At 62.7% G+C, this 21844-nt stretch carries 20 protein-coding genes; 13 read left to right on the top strand and 7 right to left on the bottom strand.

Annotated elements, in window-relative coordinates:
• Positions 1 to 281: 281 nt before the first annotated feature.
• Positions 282 to 1238, bottom strand: coding sequence for a helix-turn-helix domain-containing protein (locus C9427_RS19990; RefSeq protein ID WP_107650827.1), 957 nt, complete (start codon positions 1236 to 1238; stop codon positions 282 to 284).
• 494 nt (positions 1239 to 1732) lie between these two features.
• On the opposite strand from C9427_RS19990, the gene C9427_RS19985 reads away from it, so the two are divergent.
• The 5 genes from C9427_RS19985 to C9427_RS19965 all read left to right on the top strand — a co-directional run bounded on the left by C9427_RS19985 (position 1733) and on the right by C9427_RS19965 (position 7186).
• Positions 1733 to 2617, top strand: coding sequence for a sugar phosphate isomerase/epimerase family protein (locus C9427_RS19985; protein ID WP_107650826.1), 885 nt, complete (start codon positions 1733 to 1735; stop codon positions 2615 to 2617).
• Between the two features lie 49 nt (positions 2618 to 2666).
• Positions 2667 to 3899, top strand: coding sequence for an ROK family transcriptional regulator (locus tag C9427_RS19980; protein ID WP_107650825.1), 1233 nt, complete (start codon positions 2667 to 2669; stop codon positions 3897 to 3899).
• Positions 3900 to 4149: 250 nt separating this feature from the next.
• The gene (locus C9427_RS19975) at positions 4150 to 5151 is read left to right on the top strand and encodes a tagatose kinase (protein WP_107650824.1); all 1002 of its coding nucleotides are present in this window, start codon (positions 4150 to 4152) and stop codon (positions 5149 to 5151) included.
• Entirely contained in the window at positions 5148 to 6455 is a 1308-nt protein-coding gene (locus C9427_RS19970) for a D-tagatose-bisphosphate aldolase, class II, non-catalytic subunit (RefSeq protein WP_107650823.1), read from the top strand. The genes C9427_RS19975 and C9427_RS19970 overlap by 4 nt, the downstream gene beginning before the upstream one ends.
• Positions 6456 to 6457: 2 nt before the next feature.
• Positions 6458 to 7186: an SDR family oxidoreductase gene (locus C9427_RS19965; protein ID WP_107650822.1), complete on the top strand. Its 729-nt coding sequence runs from the start codon at positions 6458 to 6460 to the stop codon at positions 7184 to 7186.
• A gap of 29 nt (positions 7187 to 7215) precedes the next feature.
• Here C9427_RS19965 and C9427_RS19960 read toward each other — a convergent pair whose 3' ends face one another.
• From C9427_RS19960 to ehuB, 5 genes are read right to left on the bottom strand one after another with little or no spacing between them, the layout of a single operon-like run.
• A complete protein-coding gene (locus C9427_RS19960) occupies positions 7216 to 7947 on the bottom strand; it encodes a GntR family transcriptional regulator (protein ID WP_107650821.1) in 732 nt (243 codons plus the stop codon).
• On the bottom strand, positions 7944 to 8723 hold the full coding sequence (ehuA, locus tag C9427_RS19955; protein ID WP_107650820.1) for an ectoine/hydroxyectoine ABC transporter ATP-binding protein EhuA: 780 nt from the start codon (positions 8721 to 8723) through the stop codon (positions 7944 to 7946). The genes C9427_RS19960 and ehuA overlap by 4 nt, the downstream gene beginning before the upstream one ends.
• On the bottom strand, positions 8720 to 9379 hold the full coding sequence (gene ehuD / locus C9427_RS19950) for an ectoine/hydroxyectoine ABC transporter permease subunit EhuD (RefSeq protein ID WP_107650819.1): 660 nt from the start codon (positions 9377 to 9379) through the stop codon (positions 8720 to 8722). The genes ehuA and ehuD overlap by 4 nt, the downstream gene beginning before the upstream one ends.
• Positions 9376 to 10104, bottom strand: coding sequence for an ectoine/hydroxyectoine ABC transporter permease subunit EhuC (ehuC, locus tag C9427_RS19945; protein WP_107650818.1), 729 nt, complete (start codon positions 10102 to 10104; stop codon positions 9376 to 9378). The genes ehuD and ehuC overlap by 4 nt, the downstream gene beginning before the upstream one ends.
• 56 nt (positions 10105 to 10160) lie before the next feature.
• Positions 10161 to 11030, bottom strand: a complete 870-nt coding sequence (gene ehuB, locus C9427_RS19940) for an ectoine/hydroxyectoine ABC transporter substrate-binding protein EhuB (protein WP_107650817.1) — start codon at positions 11028 to 11030, stop codon at positions 10161 to 10163.
• 238 nt (positions 11031 to 11268) lie between these two features.
• Here ehuB and C9427_RS19935 point away from each other — a divergent pair, with 238 nt between their 5' ends.
• The 8 genes from C9427_RS19935 (at position 11269) to C9427_RS19900 (ending at position 20356) form a co-directional block, all read left to right on the top strand.
• On the top strand, positions 11269 to 12417 hold the full coding sequence (locus tag C9427_RS19935) for a M24 family metallopeptidase (RefSeq protein WP_107650816.1): 1149 nt from the start codon (positions 11269 to 11271) through the stop codon (positions 12415 to 12417).
• Positions 12418 to 12504: 87 nt separating this feature from the next.
• Positions 12505 to 13497 (top strand): hydroxyectoine utilization dehydratase EutB, encoded by a 993-nt coding sequence (eutB, locus tag C9427_RS19930; RefSeq protein WP_107650815.1) that lies wholly within the window; start codon positions 12505 to 12507, stop codon positions 13495 to 13497.
• A complete protein-coding gene (eutC, locus tag C9427_RS19925; protein ID WP_107650814.1) occupies positions 13494 to 14483 on the top strand; it encodes an ectoine utilization protein EutC in 990 nt (329 codons plus the stop codon). The genes eutB and eutC overlap by 4 nt, the downstream gene beginning before the upstream one ends.
• A 99-nt stretch (positions 14484 to 14582) precedes the next feature.
• Positions 14583 to 15764 carry an ectoine hydrolase DoeA gene (doeA, locus tag C9427_RS19920; RefSeq protein WP_107650936.1) on the top strand — a complete coding sequence of 394 codons (1182 nt, stop codon included), beginning with the start codon at positions 14583 to 14585 and terminating at the stop codon, positions 15762 to 15764.
• A gap of 2 nt (positions 15765 to 15766) precedes the next feature.
• Positions 15767 to 16774, top strand: a complete 1008-nt coding sequence (doeB, locus tag C9427_RS19915; RefSeq protein ID WP_107650937.1) for a N(2)-acetyl-L-2,4-diaminobutanoate deacetylase DoeB — start codon at positions 15767 to 15769, stop codon at positions 16772 to 16774.
• A 46-nt stretch (positions 16775 to 16820) separates the two neighbouring features.
• The gene (locus tag C9427_RS19910; RefSeq protein ID WP_107650813.1) at positions 16821 to 17312 is read left to right on the top strand and encodes an Lrp/AsnC family transcriptional regulator; all 492 of its coding nucleotides are present in this window, start codon (positions 16821 to 16823) and stop codon (positions 17310 to 17312) included.
• 132 nt (positions 17313 to 17444) lie between these two features.
• Entirely contained in the window at positions 17445 to 18938 is a 1494-nt protein-coding gene (locus C9427_RS19905; RefSeq protein WP_107650812.1) for an NAD-dependent succinate-semialdehyde dehydrogenase, read from the top strand.
• Between the two features lie 38 nt (positions 18939 to 18976).
• On the top strand, positions 18977 to 20356 hold the full coding sequence (locus C9427_RS19900; RefSeq protein WP_107650811.1) for an aspartate aminotransferase family protein: 1380 nt from the start codon (positions 18977 to 18979) through the stop codon (positions 20354 to 20356).
• A 94-nt stretch (positions 20357 to 20450) separates the two neighbouring features.
• Here the strand turns inward: C9427_RS19900 and C9427_RS19895 are convergent, their stop codons facing one another.
• Positions 20451 to 21839: an MmgE/PrpD family protein gene (locus tag C9427_RS19895; protein WP_107650810.1), complete on the bottom strand. Its 1389-nt coding sequence runs from the start codon at positions 21837 to 21839 to the stop codon at positions 20451 to 20453.
• Positions 21840 to 21844 lie beyond the last annotated feature (5 nt).

Below are 21844 nucleotides of genomic sequence, written 5' to 3'. Positions count from 1 at the left end.
TGGCCATCCGGACAAAGCTGAAACCCTTTTCAGGCCGATAAATGCGGTGGCTCCGTCGCGCCTCCGACCAGCCGATCATGGCGCCGCTCGCCATCCCTCCCGATAGCGCGGTTGCCACGACGCAGTACCCTCAAGACAATGAAATGGCGGCTGTGGTTCCCGTCAGATACCTCCTCCCTCGACCTGCCTTCGCAGTGTCTGCCGCAGCCTCGCTCCCGTGGGCATTCCGATGAACTTAGTGCGGCGGGCATTACCCCTGCCACGCGTGGTTTGCAGGCGACCTATACTTTTTCGCCGACCGCGCGTGCGTCGTCCGACCAGGTGCGGATTTCCCTGAACGGATCGGCGCGCGCCTCAGTCCCGATCTTGTGGGCACTGCGCCGGTAGTCCGATGGCGTGCGCCCGCAGATCTTGAAGAACTGCCTGTTGAAATTGGCGATGTTGTTGAACCCGACCTCGAAGCAGATGTCGGTAATCGGCCGATAAGTCTGCGTCAGCAGCGAGCAGGCAGCATATATGCGCGCGAGGATGACGTAACGGGCAAAGGTATGGCCTGTCTGCCGCTTGAAGAAACGTGAAAATGCCTGCGGTTCCAGGTCGCAGAGCCTGGCAACGAACGGCAGATCGATATCGTCGCTGTAGTGGTCCAGAACGTAGCGCATCGCCACGTCAAGTTCCGGCGGCAATTCCGCCTGCGCCGAGGTAGGTGCCAGCCGCGACAGCCTGCGGCGGTCGCCGGGATTGCGGGCCAGCGTGATCATCAATTGCAGAAAGAGCACAACCCGCTCGGCACCATGGGCGGCGCCGATTTGTGCGAGCAGCCGCTGCCCGGCGAGCGCGGTGGCACCGCGAAACTCTACTCCGTAGACGGCGTCGTCGTAGAGCGGCCGGATGGTTCCGAGTTCGGGACAGAAGCCGGTGACACGATCGGCCCATTCGCGGCTGAACTGGATCAGCATATCGCGATTGCGAACCAGCTTCCCGGGCTCAATATCGCTGACCCAATTGTGCGGGACGTTCGGTCCGGTCAGGACCAGGCACCCTGGAGCGAACTTGCCGATATGATCTCCCACCATCATGACGCCCGAAGTCGTTCGCGTCAGGTGCAACTCATATTCCGGGTGATAATGCCATTTGGCCTTGAAAAATGGATAGTCATGCATGTTCCAGCGGAACGACTCCGCCGGCGGACATATGATCATTTCGAAGTCCGGAACGATCTTCTGAGCGGGCTTCATTGAATGGCTCCTTCCCGATAACGCAGCGCTTCGCTCCTCTTCCATCCGCCGCCTCCCGCAGCCCGCAAGGGCCCCTACCCTCGGTGGCAGCCAACGCCTCCTTTGCCCGGAGTTCTCGAAAACCGTCGTTTACCGGCCCAATTGTCACAAGCACTGTGGATCATTCAGCGCGCCCAGGCCACCGAACATAGTACGTCACCGAACACACTGAACGATGCCACAGGGCGAAACACAAGCTGAGCTACCGCGCATTCAAGCGCGGCTCGATCGTCCTCCTCCTCTACGTCTGGTGCTTTTGCCAAACTTATATGTTGCTTAACAGGACAAATTAGGGTTTTCCATTAAGCTGTCAATCACTTTTGTTCAGACAGCACGATTCAGCCGGGCTATTTGATATTTCACATGACCTTGACATGAAGCATGTTTGGATATTTTGTTGTTCTACGCAACATAGATTGCGTCCAAGAGATAATTACGTCCAGGAGGAGGTCCGCATGCGCAGATTGGGCATTCATTCATTCGTTTGGACCGGCGGCGGCACCCAGGCCATGCTCGAAGAAGCAATGGAGAACTCGGCCGCGTGTGGTTACCGGCTGATCGAGTTCGCGTATCTCCGACCTGAAAAGTTCGACCTCGACCGCCTCGCCAGAAAGGCTCAGTCACTGGGCCTCGAAATCGCCGTCACGATGGGCCTTCCCTTGAGCGCCGATGTGTCGAGCGAGGATGCTGCGGTCGTCAAGGCCGGCGAGGAATTGCTGGCGAGTGCCGTCGCAGCGGTTCGCGATATCGGCGGCACCAAGCTTGGCGGCATTCTCTATTCCGCCCATACGAAATATTCGACCATGCCAAGCGATCGCGGCCGCAAGAACAGCGTTGCAGCCATCGCCAAGACGGCCGAAGCGGCAAAGAAGGCCAAGGTCGATCTGGTCCTCGAGGTCGTCAACAGGTTCGAGACGAACCTGTTGAACACGACGGCTCAGGGCCTCGACTTCATCAAGGCGACCGGCTCCGATCACGTCACGCTCCATCTCGACACGTTTCACATGAACATCGAGGAAGCGAATCCAGCGGCAGCCATTCGTCTGGCCGACGACAAGATCGGCTATTTTCACATCGGCGAAAGCAATCGCGGCTATCTCGGCGACGGGGTGATCGACTTCGATCGCATCTTCGATGCCTTGCTCGACATCGGCTACGAGCGCGACATCACTTTCGAATCGTTCTCCAGTGCCGTGGTCGATGAAGGGCTTTCGCTGGCATGCGCTATCTGGCGCGATACCTGGACCGAGAACATGCCGCTGGCAAAGCATGCCAAGGCCTTCATCGATCTGAAAATGGAAGAGGCGGTTCGCCGGCGAACGACGAACGCCCGGCCGTAGTCGAGGATCTGGTTGTGCGGCGGATCGCAGGTAGCCTGGAGAGACTTACGTGAACGACCCGGCGCTGACCGCCAGTTCGCATCGCCGAATCCGACAAAGCAATGAAGTCGCGGCTCTCAGGGCCCTGCATCAGTTTGGGCGTCTCAGTCGGGCCGAACTTGCACGCAAATTGCGCCTTAACCGCTCTTCCTCGGGGCATATCATCGCCAGCCTGACGGCCGACGGCCTGGTGCGCGAAGCAATTGAGGATTCGCCTGAACAACCGGGCTATGCCCGGGTCGGCCGCCCCGGCATCATGCTCGAACTCGTGCCGGATGCCATATTTTTTCTTGGGGTCGAGATCGGCGTCGAACATATCAGCACGGTCGAGATCGATCTCGGGACCAACATCGTTTCGACGAATGTGGAGCCGTTCGACGGGCCCTCGATCAGCGTAGAGGCCGCGGTCGCCCGCGCGGTGAGCCTGGCTCTCCAGTCCATTCCGGCCTCAAAGCTGGAGCGCTGCGAGGGCTTTGGCGTATCGACTCCGGCGCAGATGGACAAGCATGGCCTGGTTCGCCTGGCGCCGCTTCTCGGCTGGCGAAATGTTCACCTCGCGGATTTGGTGAGAGACGCCCTGCCGCTGCGCGTTCCGGTCCTTGCCGAAAACGACGCCAACGCGTTCGCCATCGGCGCGACCTATGGGCGTAGCGAGGTGCATTCAGGCGTGACGCTCTTTCTGGTGATGGAGAGTGGCATCGGCGGCGGCATCATCATTGACGGCAGTCTTTTTCGCGGCGCCAACGGGCTGGCGGGCGAGATCGGGCACCTGATCATCAGCGACACGCCAGGCCCGCGCCGCAATCTGGAACAACTGATCGGTCTCGAGACCATCATGGGGGAGTATCGCAAGACCTCCACCCTCGATCATCCGACATTCGGCAACTTCCTGGCCGATGTCCAGGATCGGCTGCCCAGCGCCGTCTCCATTGCCGAGCAGTGGGCAAGGGCCTTGGCGATTGGGCTTGTGCAGGCTTGCCGGATCATCGATGCCGACCGGATCGTACTGGGAGGTTCGGTCGCCGCGCTCTATCCTTTGATGACCGCCAGGGTGGCTGCACATATCCACGCCACACAGGAATCCAGTTTCCCGGTCCCATCAATCACAGTGAACGATGAAGGAACTGTCGGTTCCGCCTTCGGTGCGGCCTGCATGTTGCACCAGCGCTATTTGTCTCTGGAGAGCCAGCGTTTCGGCGGTGAAGCAGCTGAACTTGAAGAGCCGGAGGAAGACGAGGGCTGATATCGTGTGTCGTGCAAGGCCGCTTTTGGCAGCGACTTCACAATGGCTCCATCGCCGCATAGTCTCGAATAATATGTTGCATGAAACTACAAACACTCATAGTGTGCTTTTGGAGGAGCAATCGCGCATTCCTGACCGTGGCCGTCTCAGGCTGTCGTTCGCTGTCGAACAGGACCAGCGAGCGCCTGCTGCGAGACCTCCGGCAAGCGCGCGTTCCGATACCATAAGTGCCCAATAGCCGAGCCATGCAATGCCCATGGATGCGATACTAGATCAGACCAGGCTCGCAGCGGATGCACTGGGGCCAACCGTCGTCATCGGCGAGATCCTGGTGGAGATCATGGCGAAAAGCCGTGGCGACGGTTTCCTCGAACCGATCGAACTCATCGGCCCCTACCCCAGCGGCGCGCCGGCGATTTTCGTCGATCAATGCGCGAAGATCGGCGGCCAGGCGGCAATTGTCGCCTCGGTCGGCGATGATGATTTCGGCCGCATCAACATCGAACGGCTCCGGTCCGACGGCGCCGATGTATCGGCCATCTCGGTCAGCCCGGATTATCCGACCGGAAGCGCGTTTGTCCGCTATCGCGACGACGGCTCACGCGACTTTGTCTACAACATCGGAAAATCCGCGGCCGCGCTGGTGAGCCTGACGGCTGAGGTAAAGGCGCTCTTCGCGCGCGCCGGCCACCTTCACGTCATGGGCACCGCCTTTGCCATCCCGGGAGTGTGGGAGATCATGGACCATGCTATCGGTGTCATCAAGCTGCGCGGCGGCTCCGTCTCACTCGACCCGAATTTGCGCAAGGAATTACTCGGGCTCGGGCAGACGCAAGAACGCTTTGCCAGGCTGGTCGATGTCGCCGACCTTATTCTGCCCTCGGGCGACGAGTTGTTCACGGCAGCCGGAGTTGAGGGTGAAGCTGCCGCAGTCGCCGCGCTTTTTTCCCGCGGTGTGACGGAGATTGCTCTCAAACGCGGCGAACACGGATCCACATTCTTCGGCGCAGACGGCTCACGTGTCGATTGCCCGGCATTCAAGGTTACGGAAGTCGATCCGACGGGCGCGGGCGACTGCTTCGGCGGCGCTTACGTCGCTTGCCGCCGCCTCGGCATGCCTGTGTCCAAAGCTCTGGAATATGCCAATGCCGCGGGCGCCCGCAACGTCACGGTCCAAGGTCCGATGGAAGGCGCCGCCTCACGCCTGCAGCTTGACGAATTCATCACTGTCACCCCGAGAAACCGGCCATGACCGGTCTCCTCGGAAGCCTCGCGGCGGCGCGGCGCGAGGGTTCGCCGACAGGCGTCACGTCGGTCTGCTCGGCGCATCCATTGGTCATCCGGGCGGCCGCGCGCAACGCCGCCCGCTTGTCCGACACGCTGGTGATCGAGGCAACCTGCAACCAGGTCAACCAGTTTGGCGGCTACACCGGAATGCTGCCCGGCGATTTTGTTCGTCTCGTCCAGTCTATAGCGGCGGAAGAAGGGCTCCCGACGGAAAGGATCATCTTCGGTGGCGATCACCTTGGGCCAAATCCGTGGCGCGGGGAACATGCCGGCACGGCGATGGCGAAGGCGGAAGAGATGGTCACGGCTTACGTGTCCGCCGGCTTCCGAAAGATTCACCTCGATGCTTCGATGGGATGCGCCGGCGAGCCTGCCGCGCTCGACGACGCCACGACGGCGGAGCGTGCGGCGCGGCTGGCCTTGGCGGCAGAGCGCGCGGCGCGCGCCGCGGGCGGTGAGGCGCCGGTCTTCATCATCGGTACTGAGGTGCCCGCGCCCGGCGGCGCCGACCATGCGATCAGCGACATCGAGCCAACCAGCATCGCGGCGGCGAGGCATACGATCGATGTCCATCGCGACCTGTTCCTCAGCAAAGGCCTGGCCGATGCGTTCTCACGCGTCATCGCGCTGGTAGTCCAGCCAGGCGTGGAGTTCGGCAATGAGAATGTGGTCCTCTACGATCGCGCCAAGGCACGCGGATTGACGCAACTGCTCGACCAAGAGCCGGGCCTCGTCTTCGAGGCGCATTCGACCGACTACCAGGGACGGACATCCTTGCGCCATTTGGTCGAGGACGGCTTTCCAATCCTCAAAGTGGGACCGGAATTAACCTTCGTGCTGCGCGAGGCGCTCTACGGGCTGGACCTTATCGCGACCGATCTTTTGCCACACTATGGAGCCCGTCCGCTCCATCAGGCCATGGAGCGGTTGATGCTGGCCGAACCCGGCAATTGGCAGGGCCACTATCACGGCTCGGAAGCCGAACAGCGCCTGCAGCGTCACTACTCTTTCTCGGATCGCATCCGCTATTACTGGAACCAGCCGGAAGCGGAAGCAGCGGTTGCCAGCCTGACAGCGGCGCTGCGCGGCAAGACGGTGCCACTCACGCTGTTTCGACAGCATCTGCCGGCATTCGAGGCGTTTGCAGGCAAGCCGCTTGAGCCCACCTCGTTACTGATCGCCTCGATCCAGCGCAGCCTGGACGAGTACCGCTTCGCCTGCACGCGCGAGGCGCTCAGTACCGAAAGCAATTCGACGGATGGAGGATGAGGATGAGCGGACAACTCTCTGGAAAGGTCATCGCGATCACGGGGGCGGCATCGGGTATCGGCCTTGCTTGCGTGCGTGGTTGTCTCGATGCGGGTGCCCGTGTGGTCCTGATCGACTATGCGGATGACAAGCTGCGCAGCCTGGCTGCCGAGCTCGGCGAGAATGCAATTCCCTTGCGGGTGGATCTCACCAATTCGGAAAGCGTGGCAGGCATGATGCCGGGCATTCTGGACAAGGCTGGTCACCTCGATGTCTTCCATGCCAATGCCGGCGCCTATATCGGCGGCGATTTCATCGATGGCGATCCGGACGCCTTTGACCGGATGCTGGACCTGAATGTCAATGCCGTATTCCGGACAGTCCATGCGGTCCTGCCACACATGATCGAGCGGGGCACGGGAGACATTGTCGTCACCAGCTCCGTCGCCGGCCACACCGCGGTGCCATGGGAGCCGATCTACACCGCTTCCAAGCACGCGGTTCAGGCGTTCGTCCACGCGCTGAGGCGCCAGGTCGCCAAACACGGCATTCGTGTCGGCGCGATCGCCCCCGGGCCGGTGCTGACGCCCCTCGTCGCCAACTGGCCGAAGGAAAACCTCGACCGGGCGATGGCGTCCGGAAATCTGTTCGATCCAAAGGAAATCGCCGAAGTCCTGCTGTTCATGCTGACGCGGCCGCGGACGGTGACGATCCGGGACATCGTCATTCTGCCGGCCAACTTCGACATCTGAAACGCAGCATATCGGCGTCAGCGCTCCAGTCAGCGAGCGCCCGTAACATCGGCCGAGTGGCCTGCATGGCGCATCATGCGGCGGAAACTCATGGAGATATGCGCCCGCCTGATGTGCCCGATCGAGTCCCAGTCGCCGATTTCGGCGGCGGCAAGCACTTCCTCCATCTCGCGGCGGAAGGCGGTGAACTCCTCCACCAGGCCGAGTTGTGGCATCATCTTGAGGACGACGCGCGAGACCTGGAAATAGAGCCGTTCGCTGATCTCGCGCAGTGGCTGGTTTCCTGTCATTGCACTGAGTTCGTAGAAGAAATCCCTGTTGAGGCGCAGGAAGGCGCGCTGATCCGGCTCGCTCATATCGGTATCGCATTGCTCGATCAAAGCTCGGATCCGGTCGAGATCCGCGGCCGTGCGCGGGATCGGCGTGAGCTTGCCGATCAGCAGCGCCAATTCCAGTCGCAAATGGTAGACCTGCTGGAGTTCCTCGACATTGACGTCGGTGACGATCGTGCCGACGCCATGGACGGATTGGACAAGACCTTCCGATTCGAGGCGCGTGAGCACACGTCGAACCGGCGTGCGGCTGATCTCGAACTCCTGCGCGAGCTCTTCTTCCGAAAGATGGCTGCCGGGTGCGTAGTCGAGCAGGCAGATGCGGTCGCGCAATATCAGGTAGATGCGTTCGGACCGCTCCCGTGCCGAAGGCGGACGCGGGGCCACAGAAGCCACTGCGATCACCGTATCGTCCGCTTCAAGCGTCATCCAGCCTCCAGAACGGCACGGAGGAACTGCTGCGTGCGCTCATTCTTCGGCGCTCCGAACAATTCCTTCGGCGGACCCTGTTCGCAGATCTTGCCCGCATGGAAGAAGCAGACGCGATCGGAAAATTCCTTGGCAAAGCCCATCTGGTGGGTAACCATCAGCATGGTCAAGTCGTGCTCTCTGCCGAGCTTGCGAATAACCTCCAGCACTTCGCCGACAAGTTCGGGATCGAGCGCCGAGGTCACCTCGTCGAACAGCATGATCTTGGGCCGCATGGCGAGCGCGCGGGCAATGGCGACACGCTGCTGCTGGCCGCCGGAAAGCTGCGAGGGGTAGTGGCCCTTTTTCTGCCCGAGCCCCACCATCTCCAATAGATCGGCCGCGCGCGCCTCCGCATCCGCGCGCTTCATGCCGAGGACTGTGATCGGCGCCTCGATGCAGTTCGCCATCGCGGTCATGTGCGGGAAAAGATTGAAGGACTGGAACACCATGCCGATCTTGGCGCGGATCTTGCGGATGTGATTGATGTCGGCCGGCACCAGTTTGCCGTTCCGCTGCATATGCGTCAGCGGCTCGCCCTCGACCCAGATCACGCCGTCATTGATCGTCTCCAGTGTCATCAGCATGCGCAGCACCGTGGTCTTGCCCGACCCTGACGGGCCGATGACCGAGACCTTCTCGCCGCGCTTTATCTCGAGATCAAGGCCGTCGAGCACGGTCAGCGTGCCATAGCGTTTCGAGACGTTTTCGAAGCGAACCATGGGTTGTTCGGTCATCGCATGGCCCTCCGGTTGAGCACGCCTTCAAGGGAGCGGATGAGGGCTGCCGAAACCAGGCTCATCGCAAGAAAGAACAGGCCGACGAGCGTGATCGGCTCGGTGTAGCGGAACGTCTCGGAGCCGATGATCTTGGCGGTCTGCATCAATTCCAGGACCGCGATCGCCGAAAGCAGCGGCGTCTCCTTGAACAGCGCGACGAGATAGTTGCCCAGCGCCGGCACGATCGGCGGGATGGCCTGCGGGATGATGATGTCCTTGAACGTCGTCCACGACGAGAGATTGAGCGCGATCGAGGCTTCCCACTGGCCGCGATGGATATTGTCGAAGCCGGCGCGGTAAACCTCCGAGCAATAGGCGGCGTAGTGGATGCCGATGGCGAGCACGCCGGCCGTGAAGGCGTCGAGCACGATGCCGAATTTCGGCAGCACGAAATAGAGGAAGAATATCTGGATGAGCAGGGGCGTCGAGCGGATCAGCTCGACCAGCACCGAGATCGTCCAGCCTGTCCGCGGCACCGCGATGCGCACGACGGCCAGGACAAGACCGAGCAAGGCGGCGATCACGAAGCCAAGCAGCGTCGCCTCGATGGTGACGATCGCCGCACGGCCAAGCACGGGCAGGATTTCGAACGCGAATGCCCAGTCCCAGATCATGCCGCCCTCCCCCGTGCCAGGCCCAGCGACGCGCGCCTTTCAAGAAGTCGCATGCCGATCGTCAGCACCAGCGACATGGCCAGGTACATCAGCAGGACGAGGGTGAAGATCGGGATGGTCTTGAACGTGTTCTGATTCATCTGCTGCGCCTTGAAGGCCAGGTCCGAAAGCGTGATCAGCGAAACCAGCGCCGTCGATTTCAACAGCTCGATGAAGAGGTTGCCCCAAGGCGGGATCATGGCGACGAACGCCTGCGGCAGGATGATCCGCCGCAACATCTGGGCGCGGCTCATGTTGAGCGCGGTTGCCGCCTCCCATTGACCGCGCGCGACGGACTGGATCGCGCCCCGAACCACCTCCGAGCCGTAGGCCCCGACATTGAGGCCAAGGGCAAGCACGGCAACAGGAAATGCATCGAGCGTGACGCCAAATTGCGGCAGCACAAAAAACAGCCAGAACAGCTGCACCAGCGCTGAGGTGCCACGAAAGATCTCGACATAGACCGTCGCCAGCCAGCGGAGCGGCGCCGGGCCGTACATCCGCGCCAGCGCGGCGAGCACGCCCATGACGACGGCGAGCAGGCTACCCAGAAGGGCGATCTCGATCGTCAGGACCGCGCCTTGCAGCAGTCCCGGCAGGAAGAGCCTATAGGCCTCCTGCGTCGCCAGGACGCCGATGAAGGCGAGTGCCGCGACAAGCATGCCAACCAGCGTACGGATTCCCATCTACCCCTCCTTGCAAAGGGGGCGGCGCGTTTTGCGCCGCCCAACGGTAGGGGAAACTATTCGCCCGCGCAAAGCTGCGCGGTGGTCTTGTTCGGGAGGTAGTCCTTGCCAAAGCCGAGCGGTTCGACCAGCGCGATATGCTCAGGCGACCCCAGGAACGTCTTCAACTCGGCGTTGAACGCCTCCAGCAGATCGGTATCCTCCTTGCGGAAACCGAAGCCGCCATGGCCTTTCACCGACTTGCCGGCAACCTCGCCGAACGGCTTGGTCGATTCGACCCCATCGGCCTTCTTTGCCATGTCGGCGATAGACAGCGCAGTCAGCGCCGCCGCGTCGGCCCGGCCTGCCTGGACGGCGGCGACGAGGCTGGACTGATCGGGCAGCGAGACGATCTGGTCAGCGGCTACTCCAGCGTCCTTCGCGTAGCCGCCTTCGACGGCGCCAGCCATCACGGCGAGCTTCAGGTCGGGATTGTCCTTGATGCTCGAATAGTCCTTGACGCCTTTCGGATTTCCCTTGAGCACGAGCATGGCCTGGCCAATGCCATAGGACGGCTCGGAGAAATTGATCTCCGCACAGCGCTTGGGATTGATGAACATGCCGGCGGCGATGATGTCGAACCGGCCTGCCTTGAGACCGGGAATGAGCGAGCCGAATTCGGTGAGGACGCCATCCACTTGCTTGATGCCCATCTTGGCGAGCACCGCCTTGGCGACTTCCGGCGCCTCGCCGGTCAACTTGCCGTCTGGCGTGGCGAAGCCGAATGGCGCCTCGTTGGCAAAACCGACGCGAATGTAGCCGTCCTTCTTGGCCCGTTCGAGGGTGGTCTCCGCGTGAACGGGCAGCGACGTCATTGACGTCGCTGCGAGCGCGATAAAAGCAGCGGCTTTCACCACCGCGCGACGTGATGTCGTTGATTTGAACATGCTTTCCCCTTTTCTTTTTCAATGGCTGGCCAAGCGGATCGATGTTTCTCCCACATCGTCGATTGGCGCATAAGACGTATACAACTGATCTGGACTTGCTGCAAGCGGCGTTGTAACAATCCATAAATTGCTGAGTGCCAATTGCTAATTTAGCGCACCAGCTCCCTTAGTTGTGCACAATTGAGCGTCTTCGGCAGTGTTGGTATGCCACGGACATGCCTTCGAAAGAGATCCCCTGATGGACCGCAATCCGTTTTCCGAAGTCGAGCTGGCAAGACGCCTTGCGAAGCTTCGCGCAGCGCTGATTGAAAGTGACCTCGAAGCGGCGATCATCGTCTCGCCGGAGAATGTCTTTTACTTCACCGGGCTCGATCACTGGGGTTACTTCGCGCCGCATCTCCTTATCGTTCCGCTCGATCGAAAACCGATCCTGGTCACGCGTTCGATGGAGCGCGTGACCATCGAGAACCAGGTCAAGGCAGCCGCATTTCGCGGCCATTCCGATAGCGAGACCGCGGCCGATCTCGCTGCCCGCGTGCTGTCCGAACTTGGTCTCGCGGACAAGCCGATCGGCCTCGAATACTGGACATCCGGGCTGAGCCACGGTCTCGCTCTCAGGCTCAAGGCGCAAACCGTTGCCATATGGAGCGATATTTCCGGTTTGGTCGACACGATGCGGCGCGTTAAAAGTGCCGAGGAGCAGTCCCTCATGCGCCGCGCTGCCAAGGTGACGGACGCCGCCGCCGCCGCTGCGATCGAAGCGATTTCGGATGGCGCGGCCGAACAGGATGTCGCCGCGCAATGCGTGGCGGCGATGATCCGGGCCGGCGGCCACGCTCCAGGCTTCGGCCCGTTCATCCGCCCGGCTGCCCGGCTTGGCGAAGAGCACACCACCTGGGGCGACAAGAACTACAGATCCGGCGAGTCGGTGTTCCTCGAACTGTCCGGCTGCGTCTCGCGCTATCACGCGCCGCTCGGACGGCTGATCCGTATCGGCGGCATCAGCGAAGCGGACGCGGCGATGGCCGAGACGACTGCGAGCGCCGTCGACGCTGTCGTCGCTGCCCTCAAACCGGGCGTCAAGGCGCGCGATGTCTACGCGGCCTGGCAGGACGTCGTCGATAACGCGGGCCTCTCGCACTACCGGCGGCATCATTGCGGGTATCTGGTCGGCGCTGGCCAGCCGCCCTCCTGGACGGGCGGCAATTCGGTGACGGGGCTCCGTCACGATTCCGACATCGAAATCGAGGCCGGTATGAGCTTCCACATCCTGTCCTGGCTGATGGGCACGGGCCGCGGCGACGATTTCATCTCCAACACCGTGCTTCTGACTGGCAGCGGAGCGGAAGTGCTCACCCGCACGCCTACCGGCCCGATTGTCCGCTGATATGACGCGCTATTTCGCACTCTCGATTTTCCGCAACGCGCTGTCGGGCCAGAAGCACTGGCGCGCGGCCGAACCGCAGGCGCTCCAATGAACCCCGTCACGCTCAGCGATATTCAGGCCGCACGGCTGCGGATCGCCGACAAGATCGAGCGGACCGCAACGGTCCGTTCTCAGTCGCTTTCGGAGATTGCCGGGGTGCCGGTGTTCCTCAAGTTGGAGCATCGCCAGACGACCGGCAGTTTCAAGCTGCGCGGCGCGTCCAACGCAGTCGCCCTGCTCTCTCCTGCCGAAAAGTCGCGCGGCGTGGTCGCAGCATCCACTGGCAATCATGGGCGCGCGCTGGCGCATGCGGCAAAGCTCGAGGGCGTGCGCGCCGTCATCTGCATGTCGCGTCTGGTTCCCGACAACAAACTTGCCGAAATCCGCCGCCTCGGCGCCGACATACGCATTGTCGGCGACAGCCAGGAAGACGCGCAACAAGAGGTCGATCGGCTGGTCCGCGACGAGTACATGGCCATGGTTCCGCCCTTCGATGATCCTGCCGTGATTGCCGGACAAGGCACAATCGGCCTCGAGATGATCGAAGCCATACCTGCCGCCAGGACGGTGCTGGTCCAGCTTTCCGGCGGTGGGCTCGCAGCCGGCATAGCTGCCGCGGTAAAAAGCATCTCGCCGGCCACACGGATCATCGGCGTTTCGATGCAACGCGGCGCCGCCATGAAAGCCAGCATCGATGCTGGCAAGCCAATCCCGGTGACGGAGTTGCCGACGCTCGCGGACTCGCTGGGCGGCGGCATCGGCCTTTCCAATGAATACACTTTCCGCATGTGCAGCGACCTGCTCGACGAGGTGGTCCTGCTGACCGAGGCCGAGATCGCCGAGGGTATTCGGCATGCCTACGCCGTCGAGCGTGAGATTGTCGAAGGCGCCGGCGCCGTTGGTATCGCGGCGATCCTGGCCGGCAAGATCAGGCTGGAAGGCGAAACCGTCGTGCTGCTGTCGGGCCGCAACATCGGCATGGACCTGCACCGCAGCGTCATCTGCGGAACATGGACGAATGATGAGGAGACCAATCCATGAGCCGCATGACCATCTTGACCGAGGCCGAACTTAGAAAGGTCGTCAAACTTGATCTCGCGGCCGTGGGCTGCGTCGAGCACGCCTTTCGTGCCCTGGCCACCTTGCCGGTTGCGATGCCGCCGATCCTGCGCCTCGACATTCCCGAGCATCGCGGCGAAGTCGACGTGAAGACGGCCTATATCCCCGGCGTCGATGGCTTCGCCATCAAGATCAGCCCGGGCTTCTTCGACAATCCCAAGCTCGGGCTGCCCAGCCTCAACGGCATGATGGTGCTGTTGTCAGCCAGGACGGGCTTGGTCGAGGCCCTCTTGCTCGACAATGGCTACCTCACCGATGTCCGCACGGCAGCGGCCGGCGCAGTCGCCGCCAAATATTTGTCGCGGCCGGACTCGTCCGTGGCTGCCGTCTACGGCGCCGGTGTCCAGGCGCGGCTGCAACTCGAAGCGCTGCTTTTGGTGCGGCCGATCCGGCAGGCGCGCATCTGGGCGCGTGACGGCGCCAAGGCCGAGGCTACCGCGGCCGATCTGAGCCGGTCGCTCGGCATCGACGTCGGTGCCGTGTCAGATCCCCGCCAGGCGGCCGCCGAAGCCGATATCATCGTCACCACGACGCCGTCCGAGAAGCCGGTATTGATGGCGCAGTGGCTGAAGAGCGGCCAGCACGTCACCGCCATGGGATCGGATTCCGAGCACAAGAACGAGATCGATCCGGCGGTGTTCGAAAAAGCCGTCTATGTCGCCGACAGCCTCAAGCAGACGCGGCGGCTTGGCGAACTGCATCACGCCATCGCCGCCGGCGTCGTCGCCCAGGAAGAAGCGTTCCCGGAGCTTGGCGCAGTCATCGCCGGTACGTCGCCAGGACGCACATCCCCCTCCGACATAACCCTGGCCGATCTCACCGGCACCGGCGTACAGGACACCGCGATCGCCACGCTTGCCCACGATCGCGCCAATGCGGCCAAAGCCGGCACATCCTTCGAAAGCTAGAGCATGATCCCGAACTGAAGGTCAGCGTAGCAAAAAGTTGCAGACTTTTCGGACAAGATCATGCGAACAAACAATGACTTAGAACCGGGACAAATGAAAATGACCACTGCAAATCTGAGGTTTTCCCGGCAGGAATATTCCGAGCGCCTGGCCAAGACGCGCCGTGCCATGGAGGCCAAGGGCATCGACCTGCTGATCGTCAGCGATCCGTCCAACATGCACTGGCTGACCGGCTATGACGGCTGGTCCTTCTACGTCCACCAGGCGGTCATCGTGCCGCCCGATGGAGAACCTGTCTGGTACGGCCGCGGCCAGGACGCCAACGGCGCCAGGCGCACCAGCTATCTCTCCGACGACAACATCGTGCCCTATGCGGACCACTATGTGCAGTCGACCGAGCGGCATCCGATGGATTATCTCGCCCAGGTTCTCGGCGAGCGGCGCTGGGACAAGCTCGCCATCGGGGTCGAGCTGGACAATTACTGGTTTTCCGCCGCGGCTTTTTTGTCCCTGCAAAAGCATTTGCCGAACGCGCGCCTCATCGACGCGACGGCGCTGGTGAACTGGCAGCGCGCCATCAAGACCGAAACCGAAATCGGTTACATGCGCAACGCCGCCCGCATCGTCGAGGCCATGCACAAGCGCATCGTCGACAAAGTGGAGGTTGGCATGCGCAAATGCGACCTCGTCGCCGAGATCTATGATGCCGGAACACGCGGCGTCGACGGGATTGGCGGCGACTACCCGGCGCTTGTGCCGCTGCTCCCCTCGGGCGAGGATGCGTCGGCGCCGCACCTCACCTGGGACGACAAGCCCATGAAGCCGAATGAAGGCACGTTCTTCGAGATCGCCGGTTGCTACAACCGCTATCACTGCCCCTTGTCGCGCACCGTATTTCTCGGCAAGCCGACACCGGCCTTTCTCGAAGCGGAGAAGGCCACGCTGGAAGGCATGGAAGCAGGCCTCGCCGCCGCCAAACCAGGCAATGCGTGCGAGGACATCGCCAACGCGTTTTTCACCGTCCTGAAGCGATACGGCATCGTCAAGGACAGCCGCACCGGCTATTCGATCGGCCTTTCCTACCCGCCGGACTGGGGTGAGCGCACGATGAGCCTGCGGCCCGGCGACCGCACCGAACTCAAGCCGGGCATGACTTTCCATTTCATGACGGGTCTGTGGCTGGAAACGATGGGGCTGGAGATCACCGAGTCGATCCTGATCACCGAGACGGGCGTCGAATGCCTGGCCAATGTGCCTCGCCAGCTCTTCGTGAAGGATTGATGATGCCGACAGATGCCCAGCGGCCCTCGTCGATCACGCCGACCATCGACCTCGACAAGTCAGGGGTCCAGCATGGCCACCTTCGCCTGCCCTACAGCCGTGACGACTCGGCCTGGGGCTCGGTGATGATTCCAATCGCCATGATCCGGAATGGCAACGGGCCGACCGCCCTTCTCAGCGGAGGCAATCATGGCGACGAGTATGAGGGGCCGCTTGCCTTGTTCGAGCTTGCGCGTACCTTGTCCCCGAAGGATGTCAACGGCACGGTCATCATCGTGCCGGCCATGAACTACCCGGCGTTTCGCGCCGGCACGCGCACCTCGCCGATCGACAAGGGCAACATGAATCGATCCTTTCCCGGACGTCCTGACGGCGCGGTGACGGAGAAAATCGCCGATTATTTCCAGCGCCAGCTATTGCCCCGCGCGGACATCGTGCTCGACTTCCACTCCGGCGGCAAAACCCTTGATTTCATTCCCTATTGCGCCGCGCACGAGCTTCCCGACCAGGCATTGTCCGCAAAGGCCTTCGCAGCCGTCGAGGCATTCTCGGCGCCATGGTCGATGAAGATGCTCGAAATCGACTCGGTCGGCATGTACGACACTGCCGCCGAAGATCTCGGCAAGATCTTCGTCACCACCGAGCTTGGCGGCGGCGGCACGTCGACCGCGCATACGGTCGGCATTGCCCGGCGTGGTGTTCTGAATGTGCTCAAACACACAGGCATCGTCGCCGGCGCTGTCGATCAGCGGCCGACGCGCTGGCTGGACATGCCGTCAGGCGATTGCTTCTGCTTTGCCGAGGACGACGGTATGATCGAGACGATGGTTGATCTTGGGGAACCAATAACAGCCGGACAGGTCGTTGCCCGCATTCACTCCATCAGCCGGACCGGCGCGACGCCGCAGGAGATTGTGGCAAGAATGTCAGGCCTTCTCGTCGCGCGACACTTTCCCGGTCTCGTCAAGGCCGGCGATTGCGCCAGCGTCATCGCGGTTGCCGTCGAATGAAATTCGCCCGCCACGACGCGGTTCGAGACCTGCGGAGTTGTCCGCAATGACATCCGCGCGGCTCGATCCCATCGATCTCAGGATACTGGAGGCCGTTCAGCGCGACGGCCGCATTACCAAGCTTGCCCTGGCGCAAAAGGTCGGCCTGTCGCCGACGCCCTGCTGGATGCGGCTGCGCAAGCTGGAAAAGGCCGGCATCATCTCCGGCTATCACGCAAAGGTGTCGATCCGAGCACTGGCGCCGATCGCCACCGTACTGATGGAAGTGACACTTGCCAGCCACCGCCAAACCGATTTCGAGCGCTTCGAGCGCGCCATCCGCGACATTCCCGAGATCGTCGCCTGCTGGTCGGTGGGCGGCGGCGTCGACTACGTGCTGAAAGTGATGGCGCGCGATATCGACGCCTATCAGCGTCTCGTCGATGGCTTGCTCGAACGCGAAATCGGCATCGACCGCTATTTCACCTACATCGTCACCAAGACGGTCAAGGAAGAGATCGTGCTGCCGGTAGCCGAACTGCTGCCAGCGCAGCCATAGCGACATCAGAGAGATCGTCTGGCAGGGCGGCGCAATAAAGACAATCTCTCTACACCGGGACATGCAAACAGCCTCTCTGTCCGTGCCGTGCGGATAGTCTTGCCCGTAACACCTGCACCGGGAGGCTCGACCATGTCCGCGCATTTCGCCCGCTCGCACCGTCACGAAGCGCTCGACCAACTGGCCGACCGGCGGCTGTTGCGTGAGCTCGCCTATGTCGATGGGCGCTGGACGGCGAGCGAGGCCGGAAAGAGTTTCGAAGTCACCGACCCGGCGACCGGCACGACTGTCGCCTGGGTCGCCGCGCTCGACGCCGGGCAGACGACGGCGGCCATCGATGCGGCCTCCCGGACTTTTCCGGCCTGGCGCTGCCTGCTGCCGCAAGAGCGGTCGAGAATCCTGCGCCAATGGTTCGAGCTGATTATTGCCGCCAAGCAGGATTTGGCGCTGCTGATGACGCTGGAACAAGGCAAGCCGCCAAAGGAGTCGCTTGGCGAGATCGACTATGCCGCCTCCTTCGTCGAGTGGTATGCCGAGGAAGCAAAACGCCTCAATGCCGAGAGCGTCACCAGCCATCTGCCAAACGCCGAGATGATGGTGCGGCGCGAACCGCTCGGTGTCGTCGGCGTCGTCACGCCCTGGAATTTTCCGGCGGCGATGCTGACCCGCAAGACGGCGGCAGCGCTTGCCGCCGGCTGCACCATCGTCGCGCACCCCTCCTCCGAAACGCCGCTGTCGGCGCTGGCACTGGTCGAGCTCGGCGAACGCGCCGGCCTGCCGGCAGGTGTCTTCAACGTCATCACCGGCAGTGCTTCGGCGATTGTCGGGCGGATGTGCGAAGACCCGCGCGTCCGCGCCATGAGCTTCACCGGATCGACGGAAGTCGGCCGGCTGATCGCCGCGCAGTGTGCGCCAACGATGAAACGCCTGGTCATGGAGCTTGGCGGCCATGCACCGCTGATCGTCTTCGACGATGCCGATCTCGACAAGGCGGTAACGATTGCGGTCGATGCGAAATTCGCCACCTCCGGGCAAGATTGCCTTGCGGCCAACCGCATCCTTGTTCAGCGCGGTATCTACGATCGTTTCTGCGCGGCCTTTGCCAAGCGCATTTCGGCCTTGAAGACCGGCCACGGCCTTGCCACGGATGTCGATATCGGACCTCTGATGCACGAACGCGCGGTGAGGAAGGTCGAGGAACAGGTCGCCGATGCGGTGATCCACGGCGCACGCTGCCTCACCGGCGGCGGCCGCCACCAGGCCGGGCCATTGTTCTACCAGCCCACGCTGCTGGTCGACGTGCCGGACGATGCGTTGATCATGCGCGAAGAGACGTTTGGACCGGTCGCGGCGGTGGCCGCCTTTGATACGGAGGACGAGGTCGTCGCCCGCGCCAATGCCACGGAATATGGCCTTGTCGCCTATGTCGTGACCGAGAACGGCGCCCGGCAGCAGCGCTTGGGCCGCGCGCTCGACTACGGCATGGTGGCGATCAACCGCGTCAAGATCACCGGCGCGCCGATCCCCTTCGGCGGCGTCAAGCAGTCGGGCATCGGCCGCGAGGGCTCGCGCCACGGGCTGGAGGCCTTCACCGATCTCAAATACCTTTGTCTCGACGTGGCCTAAGCCGCGTTGGGTTCTTCGTTTCGTCAGGAGTCAAAAGAATGCTCGACCAGTCCAACGAACTCGCCGCCTGGGATCGCGACCACTTCTTCCATCCCTCGACCCACATGGGCACGCACGCGCGGGGTGAGAGCCCGACCCGCATCATGGCCGGCGGCGAAGGCGTCACCGTCTGGGACAACAATGGCAAGAAGAGCATCGATGCCTTTGCCGGGCTCTATTGCGTCAATGTCGGCTATGGCCGCCAGAAGATCGCCGACGCCATCGCCGCGCAGGCGAAGAACCTGGCCTACTATCACGCCTATGTCGGCCACGGCACCGAGGCCTCGATCACGCTCGCCAAGATGATCATCGATCGCGCGCCGAAAGGCATGAGCCGCGTCTATTTCGGCCTGTCGGGTTCCGACGCCAACGAGACCAACATCAAGCTGATCTGGTACTACAACAATGTTCTGGGACGGCCGGAGAAAAAGAAGATCATCTCGCGCTGGCGCGGCTATCACGGCTCCGGCGTCATGACCGGTTCGCTCACCGGGCTCGACCTGTTCCACAATGCCTTCGACCTGCCGCGTGCCCCAATCCTGCACACCGAGGCGCCCTATTATTTCCGCCGCTCCGACCGCTCGATGAGCGAGGAGCAGTTTTCCCAATATTGCGCCGACAAGCTCGAGGAGATGATTCTCGCCGAAGGGCCGGAGACCGTCGCCGCCTTCATCGGCGAGCCGATCCTTGGCACCGGCGGCATCGTGCCGCCGCCAGCCGGCTACTGGCAGAAAATCCAGGCGGTGCTGAAGAAATACGACGTGCTGCTGGTCGCCGACGAGGTGGTGACCGGCTTCGGCCGGCTGGGCACGATGTTCGGCTCCGATCACTACGATATCAAACCCGACCTCATCACCATCGCCAAAGGCCTGACCTCGGCCTACGCGCCGCTGTCGGGCGTCATCGTTTCGGACAAGGTCTGGCAAGTGCTGGTGCAAGGCTCAGACAAGCTCGGTTCGCTCGGCCATGGCTGGACCTATTCGGCGCATCCGATCTGCGTTGCCGCCGGCGTCGCCAATCTCGAACTGATCGACGAGATGGACCTGGTCAGGAACGCCGGCGAGACCGGCACCTATTTCCGCGCCGAACTGGCGAAAGCCGTCGGCGGCCACAGACATGTCGGCGACGTCCGCGGCGACGGCATGTTGGCGGCGGTCGAGTTCGTCGCCGACAAGGATGACCGCGTCTTCTTCGATGCCTCGCGGAAGATCGGACCGCAGGTGGCCACAGCACTCGCCGAGCGTGGCGTCATCGGCCGCGCCATGCCGCAGGGCGACATCCTCGGCTTCGCTCCGCCGCTCTGCCTGACGCGCGAGGAAGCCGACATCGTCGTGTCAAAAACAGCGGACGCGGTGAACAGCGTGTTCGGCCACGGCTGACATCTTCACCGATCGGACTGCCGTAGAGGCCGCCCAATAGGCCGGCCGGGATGCCCAGCGCCTTAGCCAAATGAGGGCACAAATCGAAGAAACCTCATTTGCGGGCAACTTCGGGGCAAGGCCGGGCGAGCACCATGAGGGCACCGGCGTCTGCAAGATCGGCAAGGCTCCAAAGCGTATCGGCAAGCGGAGCCACGGCGATCGTTGGGCAACCGTAATGCGCCAGCGCGACGAACTTCTCTCTGAGCGCTGAGTCCGACATAGGTCGAGCAAGGCTGCCGGTTGCGACTTCCTCCGTCACCTCGACCGAGGAGCCATCCGCATATCGGATCGAGACATGAGCGGCTTCGACTGGCGTGCCGGCATCGATCTCAACCGGGTGGACCTTGGCGCGCAAGGCCTTCACTTGCGGATCGTTCACGGCGGCATCGCTGAATTCCTCCGCACCCGCACGACCGCGCAGCAGGCTGACGGCGATCGCATGCTGGGCGCTCACTTGCGCCTCGCGCCCCGTGGTGACTTCCGGCCGATCGGCGCGGGCCTTGAGCAAGGGGGCGCCGCGCACGACGACTTCGGCAATCCGATCAGCGGAGAAATCGGGATTGGCGCGGGCACTAAGGCAGGCATCGATCACCGGGTTCAGCACCACGCCGCAGGGGTAAGGCTTGAACATGTTGCGCAGCATCTCCCAATCCCGTCCCAATCCGCCCTCGATCAGTTCGGGCCTTGGCTGGTCCGAGCAGACTTTCAGGAAACCGCGCGGCCCCTCGAGCGGCCGCGGCGGCCCTTCGACACCGCACTGCGCCATCAGGGCCGAGACAAGACCGCCGCGGGCCGCATTGCCGACGCCCGTGCTCTTGGCCATGAAGCCGAGCGTCTCGACGAGGCCGGAAGCCTGCGCGGAGGCATTGCCGAGCGCCCAGAGGATCTCGTCCTCGCTGAGATCAAGGAGCTTCGCGGCGGCCACGGCGGCACCGAAGATTCCGCATGTGGATGTGATGTGCCAGCCGCGGTCGTAGTGGCTGGGTGAGACTGCATTACCGATGCGGCAGGCGACCTCTACGCCCAAGGTAAAGGCGTGGAGGAGTTCCGCACCACTGACCGGGCGCGTTTCGGCAAGAGCCAGCACGACCGGCGCGACGGGCGCGGTGGGATGGATGATCGTCCCCGCATGGGTATCGTCGAAGTCGAAGACATTTATCGCCGCTGCGTTGAGGAAAGCGGCCGTCAATGCGTCCCGCCGCTGGGCATGGCCGATGACGGTCGCGGTCTCGCCGGCCGAAAAAGGCGCGAGGCTCTCGGTCAGCCGCAGCACCGCCTGGTCGGACGAGCCGCCGACCGCCGTTCCGAAGCCATTGAAGACAGATCTCATCGCGTGCGCGCGGACCGGCTCCGGCACGTCCTCCCAGCGGGAGCGATGCACGAAAGCCGCGAGCCGGCGCGAGAGGCCTGCGGCGGAAGGCTTTAGAACATCGCCAGTCATGCACG

The organism is Mesorhizobium helmanticense (assembly GCF_003034915.1).
Taxonomy (GTDB): Bacteria; Pseudomonadota; Alphaproteobacteria; order Rhizobiales; family Rhizobiaceae; genus Mesorhizobium; species Mesorhizobium helmanticense.
This window is presented reverse-complemented; position numbering and strand designations above follow the sequence as displayed.

Excerpts from the sequence above, each read along its gene's own strand:
- C9427_RS19990 (WP_107650827.1), bottom strand. The coding sequence starts at position 1,238 with ATGAAGCCCGCTCAGAAGATCGTTCCGGACTTCGAAATGATCATATGT.
- C9427_RS19985 (WP_107650826.1), top strand. The coding sequence starts at position 1,733 with ATGCGCAGATTGGGCATTCATTCATTCGTTTGGACCGGCGGCGGCACC.
- C9427_RS19975 (WP_107650824.1), top strand. The coding sequence starts at position 4,150 with ATGCCCATGGATGCGATACTAGATCAGACCAGGCTCGCAGCGGATGCA.
- C9427_RS19970 (WP_107650823.1), top strand. The coding sequence starts at position 5,148 with ATGACCGGTCTCCTCGGAAGCCTCGCGGCGGCGCGGCGCGAGGGTTCG.
- C9427_RS19965 (WP_107650822.1), top strand. The coding sequence starts at position 6,458 with ATGAGCGGACAACTCTCTGGAAAGGTCATCGCGATCACGGGGGCGGCA.
- C9427_RS19960 (WP_107650821.1), bottom strand. The coding sequence starts at position 7,947 with ATGACGCTTGAAGCGGACGATACGGTGATCGCAGTGGCTTCTGTGGCC.
- ehuA (WP_107650820.1), bottom strand. The coding sequence starts at position 8,723 with ATGACCGAACAACCCATGGTTCGCTTCGAAAACGTCTCGAAACGCTAT.
- ehuD (WP_107650819.1), bottom strand. The coding sequence starts at position 9,379 with ATGATCTGGGACTGGGCATTCGCGTTCGAAATCCTGCCCGTGCTTGGC.
- ehuC (WP_107650818.1), bottom strand. The coding sequence starts at position 10,104 with ATGGGAATCCGTACGCTGGTTGGCATGCTTGTCGCGGCACTCGCCTTC.
- ehuB (WP_107650817.1), bottom strand. The coding sequence starts at position 11,030 with ATGTTCAAATCAACGACATCACGTCGCGCGGTGGTGAAAGCCGCTGCT.
- C9427_RS19935 (WP_107650816.1), top strand. The coding sequence starts at position 11,269 with ATGGACCGCAATCCGTTTTCCGAAGTCGAGCTGGCAAGACGCCTTGCG.
- eutB (WP_107650815.1), top strand. The coding sequence starts at position 12,505 with ATGAACCCCGTCACGCTCAGCGATATTCAGGCCGCACGGCTGCGGATC.
- eutC (WP_107650814.1), top strand. The coding sequence starts at position 13,494 with ATGAGCCGCATGACCATCTTGACCGAGGCCGAACTTAGAAAGGTCGTC.
- doeA (WP_107650936.1), top strand. The coding sequence starts at position 14,583 with ATGACCACTGCAAATCTGAGGTTTTCCCGGCAGGAATATTCCGAGCGC.
- doeB (WP_107650937.1), top strand. The coding sequence starts at position 15,767 with ATGCCGACAGATGCCCAGCGGCCCTCGTCGATCACGCCGACCATCGAC.
- C9427_RS19910 (WP_107650813.1), top strand. The coding sequence starts at position 16,821 with ATGACATCCGCGCGGCTCGATCCCATCGATCTCAGGATACTGGAGGCC.
- C9427_RS19905 (WP_107650812.1), top strand. The coding sequence starts at position 17,445 with ATGTCCGCGCATTTCGCCCGCTCGCACCGTCACGAAGCGCTCGACCAA.
- C9427_RS19900 (WP_107650811.1), top strand. The coding sequence starts at position 18,977 with ATGCTCGACCAGTCCAACGAACTCGCCGCCTGGGATCGCGACCACTTC.
- C9427_RS19895 (WP_107650810.1), bottom strand. The coding sequence starts at position 21,839 with ATGACTGGCGATGTTCTAAAGCCTTCCGCCGCAGGCCTCTCGCGCCGG.